Annotated in this window: 16 protein-coding genes and 1 pseudogene; 7 read left to right on the top strand and 10 right to left on the bottom strand. The window is 61.4% G+C overall.

All coding sequences use genetic code 11. The features are described 5' to 3' along the window. Positions 1-127: 127 nt before the first annotated feature. The gene (locus N0Q91_RS10440) at positions 128-418 is read left to right on the top strand and encodes a GIY-YIG nuclease family protein (RefSeq protein ID WP_275598028.1); all 291 of its coding nucleotides are present in this window, start codon (positions 128-130) and stop codon (positions 416-418) included. 157 nt (positions 419-575) lie between these two features. Here N0Q91_RS10440 and mazG read toward each other — a convergent pair whose 3' ends face one another. Then, entirely contained in the window at positions 576-1409 is an 834-nt protein-coding gene (mazG, locus tag N0Q91_RS10435; protein WP_275598027.1) for a nucleoside triphosphate pyrophosphohydrolase, read from the bottom strand. Between the two features lie 3 nt (positions 1410-1412). After that, a complete protein-coding gene (locus tag N0Q91_RS10430; RefSeq protein WP_275598026.1) occupies positions 1413-2000 on the bottom strand; it encodes a deaminase in 588 nt (195 codons plus the stop codon). 221 nt (positions 2001-2221) lie between these two features. Here N0Q91_RS10430 and cysG point away from each other — a divergent pair, with 221 nt between their 5' ends. The 5 genes from cysG (at position 2222) to N0Q91_RS10405 (ending at position 7170) form a co-directional block, all read left to right on the top strand. After that, positions 2222-3679, top strand: a complete 1458-nt coding sequence (gene cysG, locus N0Q91_RS10425) for a siroheme synthase CysG (protein WP_275598025.1) — start codon at positions 2222-2224, stop codon at positions 3677-3679. A gap of 10 nt (positions 3680-3689) precedes the next feature. After that, entirely contained in the window at positions 3690-4007 is a 318-nt protein-coding gene (locus N0Q91_RS10420) for a DUF2849 domain-containing protein (RefSeq protein ID WP_018097788.1), read from the top strand. 14 nt (positions 4008-4021) lie between these two features. Then, positions 4022-5695, top strand: a complete 1674-nt coding sequence (locus N0Q91_RS10415) for a nitrite/sulfite reductase (protein WP_100673926.1) — start codon at positions 4022-4024, stop codon at positions 5693-5695. 17 nt (positions 5696-5712) lie between these two features. Beyond that, positions 5713-6213: a DUF934 domain-containing protein gene (locus N0Q91_RS10410; RefSeq protein ID WP_275598024.1), complete on the top strand. Its 501-nt coding sequence runs from the start codon at positions 5713-5715 to the stop codon at positions 6211-6213. A gap of 144 nt (positions 6214-6357) precedes the next feature. Beyond that, complete coding sequence (locus N0Q91_RS10405; RefSeq protein WP_018097785.1) at positions 6358-7170, top strand: ferredoxin--NADP reductase; 813 nt, start codon at positions 6358-6360, stop codon at positions 7168-7170. Positions 7171-7451: 281 nt separating this feature from the next. On the opposite strand, the gene N0Q91_RS10400 is transcribed toward N0Q91_RS10405, so the two are convergent. The 6 genes from N0Q91_RS10400 to N0Q91_RS10375 form a co-directional block, all read right to left on the bottom strand. Then, positions 7452-7739, bottom strand: coding sequence for a type II toxin-antitoxin system RelE family toxin (locus tag N0Q91_RS10400; protein WP_018097784.1), 288 nt, complete (start codon positions 7737-7739; stop codon positions 7452-7454). Beyond that, entirely contained in the window at positions 7729-7974 is a 246-nt protein-coding gene (locus N0Q91_RS10395) for a type II toxin-antitoxin system Phd/YefM family antitoxin (RefSeq protein WP_026168897.1), read from the bottom strand. Before N0Q91_RS10395 ends, N0Q91_RS10400 begins: the two co-directional genes overlap by 11 nt. 237 nt (positions 7975-8211) lie before the next feature. Continuing rightward, a complete protein-coding gene (locus N0Q91_RS10390; protein WP_100673924.1) occupies positions 8212-8988 on the bottom strand; it encodes an amino acid ABC transporter ATP-binding protein in 777 nt (258 codons plus the stop codon). A 16-nt stretch (positions 8989-9004) separates the two neighbouring features. Next, positions 9005-10159, bottom strand: a complete 1155-nt coding sequence (locus N0Q91_RS10385) for an amino acid ABC transporter permease (protein ID WP_100673923.1) — start codon at positions 10157-10159, stop codon at positions 9005-9007. A 4-nt stretch (positions 10160-10163) separates the two neighbouring features. Continuing rightward, entirely contained in the window at positions 10164-11357 is a 1194-nt protein-coding gene (locus tag N0Q91_RS10380; RefSeq protein ID WP_275598023.1) for an amino acid ABC transporter permease, read from the bottom strand. Positions 11358-11461: 104 nt separating this feature from the next. Continuing rightward, on the bottom strand, positions 11462-12487 hold the full coding sequence (locus N0Q91_RS10375) for an amino acid ABC transporter substrate-binding protein (RefSeq protein WP_100673922.1): 1026 nt from the start codon (positions 12485-12487) through the stop codon (positions 11462-11464). A gap of 113 nt (positions 12488-12600) precedes the next feature. On the opposite strand from N0Q91_RS10375, the pseudogene N0Q91_RS10370 reads away from it, so the two are divergent. Continuing rightward, positions 12601-14011 (top strand): annotated as a pseudogene (locus N0Q91_RS10370) (cystathionine beta-lyase). Between the two features lie 52 nt (positions 14012-14063). Here N0Q91_RS10370 and N0Q91_RS10365 read toward each other — a convergent pair. Both N0Q91_RS10365 and N0Q91_RS10360 read right to left on the bottom strand, forming a co-directional pair. Continuing rightward, positions 14064-15227 carry an FAD-dependent oxidoreductase gene (locus N0Q91_RS10365; protein ID WP_275598022.1) on the bottom strand — a complete coding sequence of 388 codons (1164 nt, stop codon included), beginning with the start codon at positions 15225-15227 and terminating at the stop codon, positions 14064-14066. A gap of 27 nt (positions 15228-15254) precedes the next feature. After that, the gene (locus tag N0Q91_RS10360; RefSeq protein ID WP_003535025.1) at positions 15255-15500 is read right to left on the bottom strand and encodes a zinc-finger domain-containing protein; all 246 of its coding nucleotides are present in this window, start codon (positions 15498-15500) and stop codon (positions 15255-15257) included. Positions 15501-15649 lie beyond the last annotated feature (149 nt).

Below are 15649 nucleotides of genomic sequence, written 5' to 3'. Positions count from 1 at the left end.
GTCTTTCCAGTCCAATGACTTGGCCTGGCTGGATTCCTGTGACAAGCACAGGAATGAGGGCCGGGGAGGTTTGGGCGCTACAACTTCTGCTTGCGAATATGCGAGAGAATGGTCAACCTTTCACGCAATGAAAGGTTACGTCTACATTCTCGCATCGAAGCGAAACGGGACGCTGTACACGGGCGTGACCCGGGACCTGCCGCGCCGCCTCCTCGAGCACCAGAACGATCTGACGCCTGGGTTCACGTCCAGATACGGCGTGAAGACCTTGGTGTGGTTCGAGGAGTTCGACCTGCTGACTTCCGCCATCATGCGGGAGAAGACCATGAAGAAGTGGCCGAGGAAGTGGAAGCTTAAGTTGATAGAAGAATTGAGCCCGGAATGGGAAGATATCTCTCACTATCTTCACGGTTTATGAAGCGCGCCGAGGGACCGCACCCTCTCCACCTCATCCCTGTGCTCGTCACAGGGATCCAGCAGCGCCGCGTCTGCGGCGCGGAAGAGTCTTTCCAGCTGGATTCCTGTGACAGGCAGATACAAGGAACAGCAATGACGCAGCGGGTAACGCCGCAAGCCTAGGTCAGCTGCCTTTCGATAGCCTTCGCCGCCTGCCAGAGTTCTTCCATGCGCTCCAGCGATGCCGCGTCGAGCGTTTCGCCTCCGGCTTCCAGTTCCTTTTCGATGTGTCCGAAACGGCGCCGGAACTTGGTATTGGTGCCGCGCAGCGCCATTTCCGGATCGGTGCCGACATGGCGGCCGATATTGACGAGCGCGAAGATCAGGTCGCCGAGCTCGTCCGCGACCTTCCCCCGGTCACCGTCCTTCAGTGCCTGCCGCAGCTCGCCGATTTCCTCCTCGACCTTGTCGAGGATCGGCTCCGGCTCGGACCAGTCGAAGCCGACCTTTGCCGCCCGTTCCTGCAGCTTCAGCGCCTCGACCAACGCGGGAAAACTGCGCTGGATCGAGCCGAGATGCCCGGCATGCTCCTCTTGCGACGCGCCGCGCTGCAGGCGCCGTTGCCGCCGGTCGGCTTTCTCGGCCTGCTTGATCTCGTCCCATTGCAGCTTCACCGCCTCGGCGGTATCGGCGTCGGAGCGGGCGAAGACATGCGGATGGCGGCGGATCATCTTCCGCGTGATGGCTTCGACGACGTCGCCGAAGGAAAACGCGCCGGCTTCCTCGGCCATGCGTGCGTGAAACACCACCTGCAGCAAAAGGTCCCCGAGTTCGTCGCACAGGTCGTCCATATCACGACGCTCGATCGCGTCTGCGACCTCGTAGGCCTCTTCGATCGTGTAAGGCCGGATCGTATCGAACGTCTGCACGACGTCCCAAGGGCAGCCTGTCTCCGGGTCGCGGAGCGCGGCCATGATGTCGAGCAGGCGTTGAATGTCGCGGGAGGCTTCCATGGCTCAGTTCAGCGGTATGGCGTTGGTGTCTTTGCTCGCCTGATAGGTATCGGACAGACGATCGTAGCGTGCCCGGATGCGGGCGTCCTGGCCGGTGAGCCGCTGCCGCGTTTCGGGATCGGTCTCCTGCATCAGTGTCGCGATGGACGCCGATTTCCAGAATGCATTCTGCCGGGCGTAGCCGCCCGGTTCGAGGCGGAAGACCTCCTTCAGGATTTTCAGGTCATGCGGGATAGCGAAGCTGTCGCGCGAATCCTCGTGGCTGAAGAAGTAGTAGAAGTTATCGAAACCTGCCCAGGTGATCGCCGAGAGACACATGGAGCAGGGCTCATGCGTCGACAGGAAGATGAGCTCGCGCGTGTCCGGCGTCTCGGCCATCTCGTAGAAGCGCTTGAGCGTGTGCACCTCGCCATGCCACAGCGGATTCTCGGTCTCGTTATTGGTTTCGGCCAGTACCAGCGACAGATCGGACTTGCGCAGGATAGCGGCGCCGAACACCTTGTTGCCGTCGGCTACGCCCTTCTCGGTGAGCGGAAGTATGTCCTCTTCGATGACGGTCAGCAGGCGCTCTGCCAGTTGGGTTTGCTTCATGTCTCGGTCTCCTGCTTGAGCCGGCATTTAACGGAGGTCGGCCGATCGGCGCAATGGCCGAGCCACCGGTGGTTCAGGGCTCCGGAGATATTTGCTCAAAAAGATCGGCTGTCGAGCAAAACAATACGTGACCGGAAAAGCATTGAAATTTCTGTTCCTTCAATTGTTGCGGCCTATAGGGGATATTCGCCGCAGCCTGCAAAAGGAGCCGTCCCCTCGTCATGTCGCAGAAATTGTCCGTCTTCCCGGCATTCTTTCGCGTCGCGCAGAAAAGCGTGGCGGTGTTCGGCAATGGGGACGAGGCCTTCGCCAAGGTGCGGTTGCTGCTGAACACCGAGGCGCGCATCGTCGCCTATGCGGATCGGCCGGAACCGGCATTCGAGGCTTTTCTGGATGCCAACAATATCGAGACCGTGCGCGAACCCTTTGGGGCTCATCAGGTCGAAGGCGCCGTCCTCGTCTTTGCCGCGACCGGAGATGCGGCGCTTGACCGCGTTGTCGTGACTGCGGCCCGCGAGCGGAAAATCCCCGCAAATGCCGTGGATCAGCCGGACTATTGCGATTTCCTGACGCCGGCACTCGTCAACCGGGCGCCCGTCGCAGTTGCGATCGGCACAGAAGGGGCAGGGCCGGTTCTGGCTCAGATGATCCGCGCGCAGATCGATCAATTGCTGTCGCCGTCGCTGGGTATCGTTGCCTCTCTGGCAGCCAACTATCGCGACGCCGTCGACCGCCTCGTGCCGCGCGGCGTCGCGCGGCGTGTTTTCTGGCGGCGCTTCTTCTCGGGCCCCGTGGCGGATCACGTCGCGGTCGGCGATCTTGCATCCGCACGCCGGGAGGCCTCGAAGCTTCTGGATGCCGCGGGCGGTGTGGCCGGCCATGTGTGGCTGGTCGGCGCCGGCCCGGGCGCCGAAGACCTGCTGACGCTCCGGGCGCAGCGCGTGATGATGGAAGCGGACGCCATCGTCTATGATGCGCTGGTGCCGCAAGCGATCGTCGACATGGGCCGCCGCGACGCCGAGCGGCTTTCGGTCGGCAAGCGCAAGGGCTGCCATACCAAGTCGCAGGACGAGATCAATCAGTTGCTGGTGAAGCTTGCCGGCGAAGGCAAGCGCGTCGTCCGGCTGAAATCCGGCGACCCTCTGGTCTACGGCCGGGCAGGCGAGGAAATGGCGGCGCTGCGTGAGGCCGGCATCAGCTACGAGGTGGTGCCGGGGATCACATCGGCCTTTGCCGCGGCCGCCGATTTCGAGCTGCCGCTGACGCTGCGCGGCGTGGCGTCGTCGCTGGTCTTCACGACGGGCCACGATTTGACAGGCAGCGTTCTTCCCGATTGGGCGCGACTGGCCGTTTCCGGCGCGACGATTGCAGTCTATATGGGCCGTACCGTTGCGGCTTCCGTCGCCTCGCGACTCATGCAGGCAGGTCTGCCGCAGGACACGACCGTCGCTGTCATCGAGAATGCGAGCCGTGCCGAGCGCCGTCTCCTGCACGGTACGCTCCGCGATCTGCCGGACCTCGAGGCCCGCACGGAACTGGACGGGCCGGTCATGGTGATCATCGGCGAAGCGGTCGCGGGCGCGAATTTCGCACGCTCCGAGCCGCTTACCGCCGGCCGCATCAAGTATAGCGGTGCCGGCAAAGTTTCAGCGAAACGCACCGAACAGATTTGGAATTGAGGACGACGCGATGGTGGAAAAGGTTCTGACGGCAAACCGTCTGGCGGATGGCATTTCCGTCTGGCTCGACGCTTCCGGCAATTGGGTGGAGTCGTTGCAGGATGCCTTCGTGGCTCGCCATGCGGAGGCCGTCGCGGCCCTGGAGGCGACCGGAAAGCGCTCGTTCGACGAGAATAAAGTGGTAGACGTCAACGTTGTCGACGTCGAGGAAGTCGACGGTACGCTGCGGCCGTTGCGCATGCGTGAGCGGATCCGCGCCGAAGGGCCGTCGATCCCCTACGCTCCCGGATATAGCGGGCTTGCGGGCCCAAAAAATGTTGCTGCCTGAGGACCTGAGAAGCCATGTATCGTTACGACGAATTCGACCACGCCTTCGTTTCCGCACGCGTCGAGCAGTTCCGCGACCAGGTCCAGCGGCGGCTGTCCGGTGAACTCGCGGAGGATGCGTTCAAGCCGCTGCGCCTGATGAACGGCGTCTATCTGCAGCTCCATGCCTATATGCTCCGCGTCGCCATCCCCTATGGTACGCTCTCGAGCCGGCAGATGCGGATGCTCGCCCATATCGCCCGCAAATATGACCGCGGCTACGGACATTTCACCACCCGCCAGAACATCCAGTACAACTGGCCGCGCCTTTCCGACACGCCTGATATCCTCCAGGAGCTGGCGAGCGTGGAGATGCACGCGCTGCAGACCTCCGGCAACTGCATTCGCAATGTGACGGCGGACCATTTCGCCGGTGCCGCGGCGGACGAAGTCGCCGATCCGCGCCCCTATGCCGAAATCCTCAGGCAATGGTCGAGCGTCCATCCGGAGTTCTCGTTCCTGCCGCGCAAGTTCAAGATCGCGGTGACCGGCGCCGAGCGCGACCGCGCCGCCATTCAGGTGCATGACATCGGCCTGCACCTGAAGAAGGACGAGAATGGCAAGCTTGGCTTTGCCGTCTATGTGGGCGGCGGGCAGGGCCGCACGCCGCTGATCGCCAAGAAAATCCGCGACTTCCTGCCGGAAGAGGATCTGCTTTCCTACACGACCGCGATCATGCGCGTTTACAACCTTCATGGTCGCCGCGACAACAAGTACAAGGCGCGCATCAAGATCCTGGTTCATGAAACCGGTGCCGAGGAACTGGCCCGTCAGGTGGAGGTCGAATTCGCCAATCTGAAGGACACGGAACTGAAGCTGCCGGATGCGGATATCCAGGCGATTGCTGCTTATTTTGCGCCGGCGATGCTGCCGAACCGGCCCGAGGGCTGGGGCAGTCTCGCCCGCTGGAAGAAGGCCGATCCGGAATTTGCCCGCTGGGTGCACCAGAACGTTCAGCCGCACAAGCATCCCGATTACGGCATGGTAACGATCTCGCTGAAGCCGATCGGGGGCATTCCCGGCGACGCGAGCCACGAACAGATGGATGCGGTCGCCGATATCGCCGAGGAATATGCCTTCGACGAGATACGCGTCAGCCATGAGCAGAACCTGATCCTGCCGCATGTGGCGCTGGCGGACCTCGAGCCGGTCTATCGCGCCCTGGTCGCCGCCGGCCTCGCCACCGCCAATGCGGGGCTGATCACCGACATCATTGCCTGTCCGGGGCTCGACTACTGTGCGCTTGCCAATGCACGCTCGATTCCGGTCGCGCAGGAGATTTCGAACCGTTTCGGCTCGGCCGAGCGGCAGGCCGAAATCGGCGAGCTCAAGATCAAGATCTCCGGCTGCATCAATGCCTGCGGGCATCATCACGTCGGCCATATCGGTCTTCTGGGCGTCGAGAAGAAGGGCGCGGAGCTCTATCAGATCACGCTCGGCGGCTCCGGTGACGAACATACATCGATCGGCGAGATCATCGGCCGCGGCTTCGAGCCGGAAAGAGTGACCGACGCGGTGGAAACGATCGTCGACACCTATCTCGGCTTGCGCCGAGACAAGTCCGAGACCTTCCTCGAAGCCTATCGCCGGGTGGGGCCGCAGCCTTTCAAGGACGCGCTCTATGGCGGCGGCGCCCAGGCGGCGGCGTGATCAAAGGACAGCATAAGATGACGAAAATCTGGAAAGAAACGGGCTTCGTGAACGATGATCCCTGGGTGATCGAAACCGACGAGACCAAAGCCGGGTCGAACGAAAAGGCGATCCTGAACATCGACGCCTTCCTGGCTGCGGTTGCGGAGAGCGATGCCTCGGAGCTTGGCGTTCTGATCAACCCCGCAGACGACGTGATGCGTCTTCAGCCCCATCTCGAAAGGATAGCGCTGGTGGCGGTGGCATTTCCGGCTTTCAGCGACGGCCGGTCCTTCAGCCATGCTTCGCTGCTGCGTTCGCGGCTCGGTTACCAGGGCGAAATTCGCGCCGTCGGAGACGTGCTGATCGACCCGATCCCGCTTATGCTGCGTTGCGGCGTCGACAGCTTCGCCGTAACCAACGCCACGGCGATCAAGCGGCTTTCGGAGGGCCGGCTGCCGGGCATTTCCAACCACTACCAGCCGACGGCAAAGCCGTCCGTCAACGCCAATTCCTACAGCTGGCGCCGCGTCTCGTGAGCGGCGCGGCCGCGACAGTGTGAAGCAAGCCGAAATCCTCGAAAGCGACTATATTTGGAAGGGATTTCCTTTCAATTCGGCATGGGTTGGAATATCCGTTTGTAGTTGATAAACAGCGTCACCATTTATAGGACTGTGGTCACGATGAATGCTCCGGCAAAAAAAGAAGATTTCGCGGTACAGGCTCCGGCAGGCGTCTTCGCTGAAACGGTGACGAGCGTCGAACACTACACCGACCGGCTCTTCCGCTTCCGCATGACGCGCCCGCAGGAGTTCCGCTTCCGCTCGGGCGAATTTGCGATGATCGGCCTGATGGTTGGCGACAAGCCCGTTTATCGTGCCTATTCGATCGCGAGCCCGGCCTGGGACGAGGAACTGGAATTCTTCTCGATCAAGGTGCCTGACGGACCGCTGACGTCGCATCTGCAGGGGATCAAGCCCGGGGACCAGGTGCTGATGCGCAAAAAGCCGACGGGCACGCTGGTGCTGGATGCGCTCGTGCCTGGCCGCAGGCTCTATATGTTTTCGACGGGCACGGGTATCGCGCCTTTTGCGAGCCTCATCCGCGACCCGGAGACCTTCGAGAAGTTCGAGGAGGTCATCCTCACCCACACGTGCCGCGACGTGGCGGAGCTGAAATATGGCTTCGACCTTGTCGAGGAAATCCGCAACCACGAATTCCTGAACGAGATCGTCGGCGACAAGCTCCGGCACTACGCGACGGTGACGCGTGAGGAATATCCTTTCAAGGGCCGGATCACCGACCTGATGACCAACGGCAAGTTCTTCGCCGACCTTGGCCTCCCGCCGCTCGATCCCGCGATCGACCGCGGCATGATTTGCGGCTCCACTGCCATGCTGAAGGACACCAAGGAAATCCTCGAAGCCGCCGGCCTGACGGAAGGCGCCAACAACAAGCCGGCAGAGTTCGTCATCGAACGTGCGTTCGTCGGCTGATCCCTGCCGCCGAGGGCATAGCGTCCTCCTAGAGCATTTCAACGTTTCATAGAAACATTGAAATGCTCTAGCCATCTGATTCAACGCACTTCCGGACGGAAAACCGTCACACACTCTTCCTTGAAGTGCTCTAAAGAATTTCGCCCCTCATCCGCCTGCCGGCACTTTCTCCCCGCAAGCGGGGCGAAGGGACTCGTGGCGGGCGCTCCGGCTGCGTCCGGAAGTGCGTAGTTTCAAAAGATAGGAGCGCTTAGTTGGCCTATGATGCGAGGTCCGGCGATCTAACGCCCGCGTGCTCGCATTGTGTTGTAGACGTCCCCCCGTTCTCGCTTCCCGACTGCCACGACCAACACAATGACAGTGCCATCATCGACCCTGTAGACGAGACGGTAGCCAAGCTGTCTCAGTTTGATTTTGTAGTGGTCGGGCATTCCGCTTAGCGCGGCGCTCGGAATGCGGGGACGCTCCAAACGCTCACGCAGCTTCTTTACAAACTGCTGCCGGATCGTCGCGCCTAACTTGTCCCATTCCTTTCGAGCAGACGGCAGGAATTCGAGGCTATAGGGCATCGATATCGACCGGCTCGCCCTTTTCCTCCGCTCGCTCTTTCACGAGCTCGGCAAGATAGAGGTCGTCCAGCCGCTCAAGCATGGATTCGTAGACCTCGGCAGGCACCAGATAGGCCATGACGCGATTGTGGTTCAGCACGGCCACCGCTTCGCCTTGGGCCTCGCCCATTACCGCCGTGGGACTCTTCTTCAAGTCGGAAACGCTCACGGCTACAGAGGCTTCTACACGCTGCATAATGCCCTCTTACTCAAGACCATTGGTGAGACCTTTTTCTGTACCAGAATTGGTACTTTTTAGCAACTGGAGTCCATAGATCAGATCCCGGGCTCGCCCTCTTTGCCGGGGAGACAAAACGAACCAGGGCTGACATTTCGGCCTAGAACGGCAGGCTTCTGCGAGGTCTCGGCCTGCAGTTCAAACGAAACGGCCCGCCGTAAAAGCGGGCCGCAGTCATTTCGAGCGGTTGGAAGATCAGTGCAGGATCTGGCTGAGGAACAGCTTGGTCCGCTCGTGCTGCGGATTGTCGAAGAACTCGGCCGGCGAGTTCTGTTCGACGATCTGGCCCTGATCCATGAAGATCACGCGGTTGGCGACCTGGCGGGCGAAGCCCATTTCGTGGGTGACGCAGATCATGGTCATGCCTTCCTCGGCGAGTCCCACCATGGTGTCGAGCACTTCCTTGACCATTTCCGGGTCGAGTGCAGAGGTAGGCTCGTCGAAGAGAAGGATTTTCGGCCGCATGCAAAGCGAGCGGGCGATGGCGACGCGCTGTTGCTGACCGCCCGAAAGCTGGCCTGGATATTTGAGCGCCTGCTCCGGAATCTTCACGCGCTCCAGGAAGTGCATCGCCACCTGCTCGGCTTCCTTCTTCGGCATCTTGCGGACCCAGATCGGCGCCAGCGTGCAGTTTTCCAGGATCGTGAGATGCGGGAAGAGGTTGAAGTGCTGGAAGACCATGCCGACTTCCCGGCGCACTTCGTCGATCTTCTTCAGGTCGTTGGTGAGTTCGATGCCGTCGACGACGATCTTGCCCTTCTGGTGTTCTTCGAGCCGATTGATGCAGCGAATCATCGTCGACTTGCCGGAGCCCGACGGGCCGGCGACGACGATGCGCTCGCCGCGCATGACCTTGAGATTGATGTCGCGCAGCACATGGAAATCACCGTACCATTTGTTCATGTTGGTGATTTCGATCGCGACATCCGTCGTCGAGACGGCCAATTTCGGTGCAGTGGCGGTATTTGCCATTTTCTTTTCCCCTTTTTTACCGCTGGCTTCTGTCGAGCAGGCGTTCCATGAAGCCTGAATAGCGCGACATGCCGAAGCAGAAAAGCCAAAAGACGAAGCCCGCGAAGATAAGGCCGGTCAGCGGCGTGACGGCGCTGGCCCAGTTCGTATCGCTGAAGTTCAGGCGAACGATGCCGAGCAGGTCGAACATGCCGATGATCGACACGAGCGATGTGTCCTTGAACAGGCCTATGAATGTGTTGACGATACCGGGAATGACCAGCTTCAGGGCCTGCGGCAAAACGATGAAGCCCATTTTCTGCCAAAAGCTGAGCCCCAGCGAATCGGCGCCCTCATACTGACCCTTCGGAATTGCCTGCAGACCGCCGCGAACGACTTCAGCCATGTAGGCGGAGGCAAAGAGCGACACACCGATCAGGGCGCGCAGGAACTTGTCGAAGGTGACGCCCTGCGGCAGGAACAGCGGCAGCATGACGCTGGCCATGAACAGGACCGTGATCAATGGAACGCCGCGGATGACTTCGATGAAGACGGTGCACAGCATCTTGATCACCGGCATGTTCGACCGGCGTCCAAGCGCCAGCAGGATGCCGAGCGGCAGCGAAACTGCGATTCCGACGAAGGAGAGGACCAGGGTGACCATCAGGCCGCCCCAGAGCGGCGTTTCGACATAGGTGAGGCCGAACCAGCCGCCGGGCAGGAGGATCGCCGCAAGGATAGGCAGGGCGACCAGCAGCAGAAGTGCGTTCAATCCCTTGTATGGGATTCTCGGTATCAGCATCGGCACCAGCAGCAACACGAAAAGGATGCCGACGAGTGCCGGACGCCAGCGCTCATCGAGCGGGTAGCGGCCAAAAAGGAACTGGGCGAATTTCGCATTGACGAAAGCCCAGCAGGCGCCGCTCCAGCCTTCCGGCTGCGAGCCGCCTTGCGAGAGCGTGGCACAGACGCCGCGGCCGCCGCCGCTCCAGGCGGCATCGATGAAGAGCCACTGGATTGCGGGCGGCACCAGCCATGCCAGGATAAGCAGGCTGATAATCGTCAGGGCCGTGTCCTTGGGCGTGGCGAACAGATTTTTCCGCAGCCAGGAGACGACACCGCTTTCCAGCGACGGGGCAGGCGAAGCTTCGATCATCGAAGCGCGAACGAAAGAGGCCTGATTCGTGCTCATGATCTCACCTCTCCACCAGCGCCATTCGGGCGTTGTACCAGTTCATGAACAGCGACGTCGCGAGGCTCAGGCTGAGATAGACGATGAGCCAGATGCTTACGATCTCGATTGACTGTCCGGTCTGGTTGAGGATGGTGCCGCCGACGGCGACGAGGTCGGCATAACCGATGGCAACCGCCAGCGAAGAGTTCTTGGTGAGGTTGAGATATTGACTGGTCAGCGGCGGAATGATGATGCGCATCGCCTGCGGCACGACCACGAGGCGCGTCGTCAGCGCCGGGCGTATGCCGAGCGCATGTGCCGCCTCCGTCTGGCCCTTGGAAACGCCGCGGATACCGGCCCGGACGATTTCAGCGATGAAGGCTGCCGTGTAGAAGGAAAGCGCGAGGAACAGCGACATGAACTCCGGTCCGACGACCGAACCGCCCGTGAGGTTGAACTTGCCCGCCACGGGAATGTCGAAGGTGATCGGCGCACCGGTCACGAGAAATGTGACCAGCGGCAGGCCGATGATCAGTCCGAGCACGGTCCACAGGACGGGAAGGCGCTCGCCGGTCGCCAACTGCCGTTGGCGCGCGTAACGGGCAAAGAACACACTTGCGGCGACGGCGATAACAAACGCGAGGAGCGTGTATCCTGCACCCTCTTCGGCAATCGGCCTCGGAAAGGCGACACCGCGATTGCTCAGAAAGATATCGAAGGGCAGGGCAAGCGCATCTCGTGCCTGCGGCAATATCGACAGCACCCCGCTGTACCAGAAGAATATGACGAGCAGCGGCGGGATGTTGCGGAACACCTCGACATAGGCCAGCGAGAGCTTGGCGATGATCCAATTGTGCGAAAGGCGTCCGATGCCGACGATAAAACCGATGATCGTCGCCGTGATGATTCCGGTAATTGCGACGAGCAAAGTGTTGACGAAGCCGACCAGCAAGGCGCGGCCATAGGTGGAATCGCTGGTAAATGAAATCAGCGACTGTCCGACATCGAAGCCGGCGCGGCTTCTAACGAAGTCGTAGCCGGATGCGATGTTCGCGCGTCTCAGGTTTTCGACGGTGTTGTCGACGATCCAGTAGATGAGCGCTGCGAGGATGATGATGGTGATTGCCTGATAGAATATCCCGCGCACCTGAGGATCGTTGATGATCGATCCCGATGACGTGCTTCGTTCAGGCGCGTTGGTGACGCCGATGGCCATGCAATGCCTCTTTCCCCTAATCCATCCTTTCGGATGTTCCCGTTATCGGGTTTTTATCGTTGATCGGGGGAACGGCCGCGCCGTCCCCCTCCATCCGCGTCCGATCAGCGGACCGGCGGTGCGTACTGGAGACCGCCCTTGTTCCAGAGGGCGTTGAGGCCGCGCTCGATCTTCAGCGGGCTGCCTGCGCCGATGTTGCGGTCGAACACTTCGCCGTAGTTTCCGACTGCCTTGACGATATTGACCGCCCATTCGTTGGTGAGGCCGAGGTCCGTGCCGATCTTGCTGTCGGCCTCGACTCCCAGGAAGCGTTGAACGTCGGGGTTCGTCGACTTCTTCATTTCTTCGACATTGGCCTGGGTTATGCCGAACTCTTCGGCCTGGACCAGGGCGTAATGAACCCAGCTGACGATGTCGAACCACTGATCGTCACCCTGGCGGACCGCCGGTGCGAGCGGCTCTTTGGAGATGATCTCCGGCAGAACGATGTGGTCATCGGGCTTCGAGAGGGTGAGGCGCAGCGAATAGAGGCCGGACTGGTCGGTCGTATAGACGTCGCAACGGCCGGCGTCGTAGGCAGCGTTCACTTCCTCGAGTTTTTCAAAGACGACCGGATTGTACTGCAGATTGTTCGCCTTGAAGTAGTCGGCAAGGTTGAGCTCGGTCGTCGTGCCCGTCTGAACGCAGACGGCGGCGCCGGAAAGCTCGAGGGCGGACTTCACGTCGAGTTCCTTGCGAACCATGAAGCCCTGGCCGTCGTAATAGTTGACGGGACGGAAGTTGAAGCCGAGCGCGGTGTCGCGGTTGATCGACCAGGTCGTGTTGCGCGCAAGCACGTCGACTTCGCCGGACTGCAGCGCCGGAAAGCGTTCCTTGGCGGAGAGCGGCGTATACTTGACCTTGCTGCCGTCGGCGAAGATCGCAGCCGCAATCGCCTTGCAGTAGTCGACGTCGAAACCGCTCCAATTGCCCGAGGCGTCAGGGGCTGCGAAACCGGCGAGGCCGGTATTCACGCCGCACTGGACGAAGCCCTTGGCCTTTACGTCGTCGAGCGTCGCGGCGGATGCCGCATGTGTGCCAATCCCCACGACAGCAGCGCCAACGAGAGCTGTCAGAATTCTTCTTGCCATTTTTTCGAACCTTTTCGGTTGTCGTTTTTCGCGTCTGCACGGTAGCGCGCTCTTGGCGCGTGCAGCCTCAGCCACCCTCCTGGCCTGAGTAAAAACTATCTCATGCTCAAAATCTGGAAGGGTCAAGAGACGTGGCCGATTTTGTGATCTTCCATGTGAAAAACGTGAAGCTCGCCAGAAGTTTAGGCAGGTCCCGCGACGGAATTGCCCGCCATGGATAAAAAACCGCCAGTTGCGCCTCCTTCGTGATTCACAGCCGGCCGGCTCGAATTTTTCCTTGACCCGGCCCGTAGCCCGTTCGATGAGTTGGCAGCGAAATTCAACAGCGGATGTTTCAATGGCAGACAACACGAGCGGGCGAGCGGAGCAGGGCATCAATACCCGCCTCGCGCATACCGGCAACAATCCCTCCGACTTCCATGGTTTCGTCAATCCGCCGGTGGTTCACGCTTCCACCGTGCTGTTCCCGAATGCGAGGACGATGGAGACGCGGGCGCAGAAATATACCTACGGTACGCGCGGCACACCGACGACTGACGCGCTTTGCGAGGCCGTGAACGAGCTGGAGGGCGCAGCGGGCACGATCCTCGTTCCTTCCGGGCTCGCTGCGGTCACGGTGCCGTTCCTGGCCTATCTCTCTTCGGGCGACCATGTTCTCATCGTCGATTCGGTCTACTTCCCCACCCGCCATTTCTGCGACACGATGCTCTCCAGGCTCGGCGTCACTGTCGAATATTATGACCCGACGATCGGCGCCGGGATCGAAAACCTGATCAGGCCGAACACGCGGCTGGTGCATACGGAAGCTCCGGGCTCGAATACGTTCGAGATGCAGGATATTCCGGCAATCTCCGCCGCGGCGCACCGGCACGGCTGTATCGTGACCATGGATAACACCTGGGCGACGCCGGTCTACTTCCGGCCCCTCGACCACGGCGTCGACGTTTCGATCCATGCGGCGACCAAATACCCCTCCGGTCACTCGGACGTTCTTCTCGGAACCGTTTCCGCCAATGCGGCCCATTGGCCGGCCCTCAGCGAGGCGATGGTTACGCTCGGCGTCTGCGTTTCGCCGGACGACAGTTATCAAATCCTGCGCGGCCTGCGCACGATGGGCGTCCGCCTGGAGCGCCATCAGGCAAGCGCGCTGGCGATCGCTGAATGGCTCGAGGGCCGTGACGAGGTGGCGCGCGTGCTTCATCCGGCACTGCCGAGCTTTCCCGGACACGAATTGTGGAAGCGCGACTTCGGCGGCGCGAGCGGGATATTCTCCTTCGTGCTCAGGGCTGAACCCGAAGACGGCAAGGCAAAGGCGCATGCCTTCCTGGATGCGCTCTCGCTGTTCGGGCTCGGTTACTCCTGGGCGGCTTCGAAAGCCTCGCCGTTCACGTGAACCTCTCCGACCGCAAGGTCGCGAAGGCCCCGTCCGAGGGGCCGGTCATCCGGCTGCAGATCGGACTCGAGGATGTACCGGACATCCGCCGGGATATCGAGGCGGGCCTCGCCGCGGCAAACGCCGTCTGAGGTCTGAACGAAGCGACAGGGAGGCGAATAGGCTTCCCTCATCGCGTTCCAACTAAGCGCCGTAGCCGTAAAGCCAGTCGAAATCGGCTGCGAGCGCTTCGGGTTTTCTGAAAGAGAGAACGAAATCGCGCGCGATCCGCACCGGACCTGCTGCGTGGTAGGCGAAGCTGTTGAATGCGGCGCGCTTGCGAACGCGGCCGATCCGCGTTCTGCGTGCGTCTTCATAACGCGCGAAGGCGGAGGGAAGGTCGGGAGTATCGGCCATACAGCGGGCGAGTTCACGGGCGTCCTCGATGGCCATCGCCGCGCCCTGGGCTGCAAATGGCGTCATGGCATGGGCAGAATCGCCGATGAGAATGGTGTCGCGCCCATTGTGCCAGGCCCCGTCTTCAACCGTGCAGAGCGGCCAGTAGGTCGCCGAGCCGGCGTGACCGAGAAGCGCGCGCAGGTCGGGATGCCAATCCGTGAAGGCCGCCTCGAACTCGCGCCGGCGATCGCCGGTTTCGTGCCCCGTCCAGGTTTCGCCCGACGCCTTTCCGGCAACGATCGCGACGAGGTTGAAGCCGTCGATCTTTCTGATCGGATAGGCGACGAGATGGGCCTTCGGCGCGAGGAAGGCGGTGACGCGATCAGGCAACAGGCAGGCGGGCGCCCGGGTGCGTGACAGCGTGAAGCGCCAGGCGACATTGCCCGAAAAACGGACGGTGCCGGCGCCGGGGACAGAGAAGCGTATCCGCGACCAGATACCGTCCGCACCGATGATCGCTGCCGGTGATCGCTTGCTCGCTTCGGTGATGACTGCTCGCGGATCGTCCCCGACGCGATTTCCCAGGTGAAGACGGCAAAGCGGCTCCGCCCGGACCGCATCCAGAAGGATCGTTTGCAGGCTGGCACGATGCAGGACGCCATAGGGAGCGCCCCAGCGCTCGCGGGCGCGTGCGCCGGCAGGCACGCTGGCAAGTGGCCGCAGCGAGCGGCCGTCGGTAAGCGAGATCGCTTCCGGTTCATTCCAGACGCGTTCGAGAGCGGGCAGCAAGCCGAGGTCGATGAGGATGCGCGATGCATTCGGCGAAAGCTGAAGCCCGGCACCGGCCTCCTCCAATGCTTCGGCCTGCTCGAATATATCCGTCCGGAAACCCTGCCGTGCAAGGCAGAGCGCGGCGGTCAGCCCGGCGATGCCGGCACCGACGATCGCAACCGGATCAGCCTTTTGCATGGATGTCGCGCCGTCGCCTGCGCAGGATCAGGCGGCTTTAGTCGTGAAAAGGCAGCCCGGAGGAATCGTTTCCGTCGCCTTCAGGGAAGGATTGTAGCGGTAGAGGGTCGAGCAATAGGAACAGACCTTCTCGTTCTCGTCGCCCATGTCGACGAAGATGTGAGGGTGGTCGAACGGGACGGAAGCACCCGTGCACATGAATTCCTTGACGCCGATCTCGATGACCCGGTGCCCGCCGTCGTTCTGAAAATGGGGGATGCTGTGGCCGGCCATGTCGTACTCCGATATATGCAAGTCTTAGATGTCGATTGGGGTGTCGAATTTGCCGGCACCATAGTGAGCTTTGGCGAAAATGTGTAGCGGCAAACATGCCGCGCTTTATGGTTTTTGAAGCGGTTGGGGTTTCCGGCGGTTGCTTTACC

This window comes from Sinorhizobium prairiense (assembly GCF_029201645.2).
Taxonomy (GTDB): domain Bacteria; phylum Pseudomonadota; class Alphaproteobacteria; order Rhizobiales; family Rhizobiaceae; genus Sinorhizobium; species Sinorhizobium meliloti_A.
Note: the sequence above shows the minus strand (reverse complement) of the source record. Positions and strands in the feature narration are given on the sequence as shown.

What these genes read in the sequence shown, in the direction of transcription:
- mazG (WP_275598027.1), bottom strand. Translation starts at nt 1,409, where the DNA reads ATGGAAGCCTCCCGCGACATTCAACGCCTGCTCGACATCATGGCCGCG.
- N0Q91_RS10405 (WP_018097785.1), top strand. Translation starts at nt 6,358, where the DNA reads ATGAATGCTCCGGCAAAAAAAGAAGATTTCGCGGTACAGGCTCCGGCA.
- N0Q91_RS10390 (WP_100673924.1), bottom strand. Translation starts at nt 8,988, where the DNA reads ATGGCAAATACCGCCACTGCACCGAAATTGGCCGTCTCGACGACGGAT.
- N0Q91_RS10430 (WP_275598026.1), bottom strand. Translation starts at nt 2,000, where the DNA reads ATGAAGCAAACCCAACTGGCAGAGCGCCTGCTGACCGTCATCGAAGAG.
- N0Q91_RS10375 (WP_100673922.1), bottom strand. Translation starts at nt 12,487, where the DNA reads ATGGCAAGAAGAATTCTGACAGCTCTCGTTGGCGCTGCTGTCGTGGGG.
- N0Q91_RS10395 (WP_026168897.1), bottom strand. Translation starts at nt 7,974, where the DNA reads ATGCAGCGTGTAGAAGCCTCTGTAGCCGTGAGCGTTTCCGACTTGAAG.
- N0Q91_RS10440 (WP_275598028.1), top strand. Translation starts at nt 128, where the DNA reads ATGAAAGGTTACGTCTACATTCTCGCATCGAAGCGAAACGGGACGCTG.
- cysG (WP_275598025.1), top strand. Translation starts at nt 2,222, where the DNA reads ATGTCGCAGAAATTGTCCGTCTTCCCGGCATTCTTTCGCGTCGCGCAG.
- N0Q91_RS10360 (WP_003535025.1), bottom strand. Translation starts at nt 15,500, where the DNA reads ATGGCCGGCCACAGCATCCCCCATTTTCAGAACGACGGCGGGCACCGG.
- N0Q91_RS10410 (WP_275598024.1), top strand. Translation starts at nt 5,713, where the DNA reads ATGACGAAAATCTGGAAAGAAACGGGCTTCGTGAACGATGATCCCTGG.
- N0Q91_RS10380 (WP_275598023.1), bottom strand. Translation starts at nt 11,357, where the DNA reads ATGGCCATCGGCGTCACCAACGCGCCTGAACGAAGCACGTCATCGGGA.
- N0Q91_RS10415 (WP_100673926.1), top strand. Translation starts at nt 4,022, where the DNA reads ATGTATCGTTACGACGAATTCGACCACGCCTTCGTTTCCGCACGCGTC.
- N0Q91_RS10400 (WP_018097784.1), bottom strand. Translation starts at nt 7,739, where the DNA reads ATGCCCTATAGCCTCGAATTCCTGCCGTCTGCTCGAAAGGAATGGGAC.
- N0Q91_RS10385 (WP_100673923.1), bottom strand. Translation starts at nt 10,159, where the DNA reads ATGAGCACGAATCAGGCCTCTTTCGTTCGCGCTTCGATGATCGAAGCT.
- N0Q91_RS10420 (WP_018097788.1), top strand. Translation starts at nt 3,690, where the DNA reads ATGGTGGAAAAGGTTCTGACGGCAAACCGTCTGGCGGATGGCATTTCC.
- N0Q91_RS10365 (WP_275598022.1), bottom strand. Translation starts at nt 15,227, where the DNA reads ATGCAAAAGGCTGATCCGGTTGCGATCGTCGGTGCCGGCATCGCCGGG.